2 protein-coding genes and 2 pseudogenes are annotated in these 2,674 nt (G+C 53.9%); 3 read left to right on the top strand and 1 reads right to left on the bottom strand.

The window, feature by feature from the left end:
* The 3 genes and pseudogenes from NW804_RS10295 to NW804_RS10305 all read left to right on the top strand — a co-directional run.
* Positions 1 to 294, top strand: a pseudogene (locus NW804_RS10295) (UDP-3-O-(3-hydroxymyristoyl)glucosamine N-acyltransferase); the annotation flags it as partial.
* A gap of 50 nt (positions 295 to 344) precedes the next feature.
* Complete coding sequence (locus NW804_RS10300; RefSeq protein ID WP_414423484.1) at positions 345 to 539, top strand: hypothetical protein; 195 nt, start codon at positions 345 to 347, stop codon at positions 537 to 539.
* A gap of 42 nt (positions 540 to 581) precedes the next feature.
* Positions 582 to 1,079 (top strand): annotated as a pseudogene (locus NW804_RS10305) (Uma2 family endonuclease); the annotation flags it as partial.
* Between the two features lie 38 nt (positions 1,080 to 1,117).
* Here NW804_RS10305 and NW804_RS10310 read toward each other — a convergent pair.
* Positions 1,118 to 2,674, bottom strand: a 1,557-nt coding sequence (locus NW804_RS10310; RefSeq protein ID WP_414423485.1) for a class I SAM-dependent methyltransferase, incomplete at its 5' end; no start/stop codon positions are given.

Here is a 2,674-nt window from a genome sequence, read left to right on the forward strand (position 1 = left end):
ATCGTGGCTCAGGTGGGCATTGCCGGCAGCACCCAATTGGGCCACCGCGTCATCTTGGCTGGGCAATGCGGCCTGGCCGGGCACCTGCACATTGGCGATGGCGTGCGCGTGGCTGCCCAGACAGGAGTAACCAGCGACGTCCCCGCTGGTCAAACCGTGGCCGGCTACCCCCATCAGCCTATTGCCGAATGGCGCAAGAGCATGGCCGTTCATCGGCATTTGCCCGAGCTGCAGCGCGCCCTGCGCAAGCTAGAAGCCCGCGTGGCTAAGCTGGAGCAGAGCAGTGGGACATAGATGGGGATCCCTGCCGATGGCTAATTCACTTGCTTGCCCCCAACGCAAAGATGCTAGCCCAAGAGAAACTGCAGGAAATCACTCCCCTCACCCGCGAGCAACTGGCAGAGCTCATGCCTTCGGCCCAGGGGCTGCTCAGCGATGAGCCCGAAATGGAACACTCTCTCCACGCCTTGCAGCTTCTAATTCTGGTGAGCTGCCTCACCCGCATCTGGCAGGATCGCAACGACTACTTCCTGTCTTAGAACCTTACCGTTTACTACAGCCGCGACCAACTCAAAACCAAAGACTTCCACGGCCCAGATCTGTTTTTGGTCAAAGGGGTAGAAAACCGCCCCCGCCCTTCTTGGGTGGTGTGGGAAGAAGGGGGGAAATATCCAGACTTGATTGTTGAGCTGCTCTCCGAGTCCACAGCCAAAGTGGATCGAGAGGAGAAGCGGGAGCTGTACCAGAGGATTTTCAGAACTCCAGAGTACTTCTATTTTTCTCCTGAGACCCTGGAGTTCATGGGTTTGCAGCTAAGGGGGGAGAAATACGAGGAGATTCCGCTCACAAAGGAGGGGTGGCGGTGGAGCGGGGTGCTGGGATTGTACCTGGGGATTCACAACCAGCAGCTTCAGTACTTCTTCCCCAATGGTGAGCTGGTGCCTACTCCTGAGGAAGCAGAGAAAATCGAACGCCAACGGGCTGAGCAAGAGCGGCAGCGGGCTAAACAAGAACAGCAGAGAGCAGAGCACCTGGCCCAGAAGTTGCGGGAGCTAGGGGTGGATCCAGACGTCCTGTAGGCAACCAACCAAGCAACTCAAGACAACAAGGTGGATCCCTAGAAGGTTAGTACCAACACGGGCAGCTTCTGAATAGCGGGCCGTAACCCCTTCGGAAAACGCTCGCGCTTTAGGGGATAGCGATAGTTGAGTTGGGGAATCAGCCTCTCCCATTGATGGGGGTTCAACCCAGCCACTACAGAAGAGAATGGATCTCTGCCTAGCTCCAGCCCTACTTCCATGAGCTTGAGAACTACGTTGCCCGCAGCTATCTCCAGAGTCTGATTGGCTAATTTCGGATCCGGGTCTCCCAGGAAGATCAGGGCATAGTCTTCTGGGTTGGGGCTACGTAGAATTGACTCCAACAGAACCTCCAACTCTTGCACAAGCTGCTCTGTCTCCATCTCCCAGTAGGGGAAAAGACCCACGTTAATCTTGCTTAGACGGATCCCTTCTGGTTTGAAGGTTTGTATCAAACCATCTGTGATTACCGGCCAGTTCTCAGAGGGACTTAACCATACAGCACTAGGCCAACCCTGAACCTCTAGGCTATCTGGCTTCCAGCCATATGGCTCAGCTACACTGTGCAGCCGGAAGAAAACTCCAAGCTCCTGCTCAAAGTCATGGACAGCCTTTGCACACCCTTGCCAGTCTTGATAGTCATCAACCTGGATGAACCCCCTGGGATTAACTTGATGGTAGAGATGACGGAAAATATCCATCGTCGACTGATACCAGTCAGCATCTGCATGCAGCAGAGCAATCTCACCCACTTGCTCTCGATAGGTAGGCAAGGTGTCGGCAAACAGCCCCGGCACAGGAACAATGAGATCCCAGACCCCCAGTTCCCTGGCAATCACCTCTAAGTTCTCCGAAATGGGTGCCGCTAAAGCACCGGATCCAAAACCCGTATCGTTGGCACCAACTTCTCGATAATCTCGATCCACCTCTGTTGGATCAGGCATACCTGAGAAGGTATCGAAAGCATATAGCCTGCGAGGTCGACGGCTGTAGTTCTTAATCACCCAGGCCAGCAAAGCTGAGCTTCCACCCCTGCAAACACCACATTCTACAAAGTTCCCAGGAATGTCTTCTTCACAAACCTGCTTAGCCAGTGAATAAAGGCTCCAAAGACGCTCAAAGCCCAGCAAGGTAAAAGATTTAACTTTCTCTAGCACCCTAGACAACTCAAGGTTACAGACCGGATAGTCCTTGAGGTGCTCTGGCAATGTCCAATTCACAGCAGGGTCTGGAATATGCTCAACGGGCTTGACATTGCCTCGCCAGGCCACTCCCATAATTTGCATGGTCTGGTAAATCATCGTGTTCCAGCCCCTGTCTCTCAAGTAATTCAAACCTTCAGCCACATCCGGCGAGGCTAGATCATGAAACAGAATCAAGGCATCCTCAGCAGCATAGCGCTCTGCCACTTGAGCATCCTGCAAGGTGGCTGGTGAGTCATGATTCCCATCGATGAAAATCAGAGACCAGCGACAATCCTCTTGCTGGGCAATCTCCTCCACCTTCCCTGGGCTGTAGCCAGGGTAGAGATTGACATTAGAGCGAACTCCAGCCGAGCGAAGAGATTGATCCACACTTCCATAAATCTGGGGATC

It is taken from the genome of Synechococcus sp. WC10meta (genome assembly GCF_047461475.1).

Coding starts and splice junctions, on each gene's coding strand:
- NW804_RS10300 (WP_414423484.1), top strand. CDS start 345: ATGCTAGCCCAAGAGAAACTGCAGGAAATCACTCCCCTCACCCGCGAG.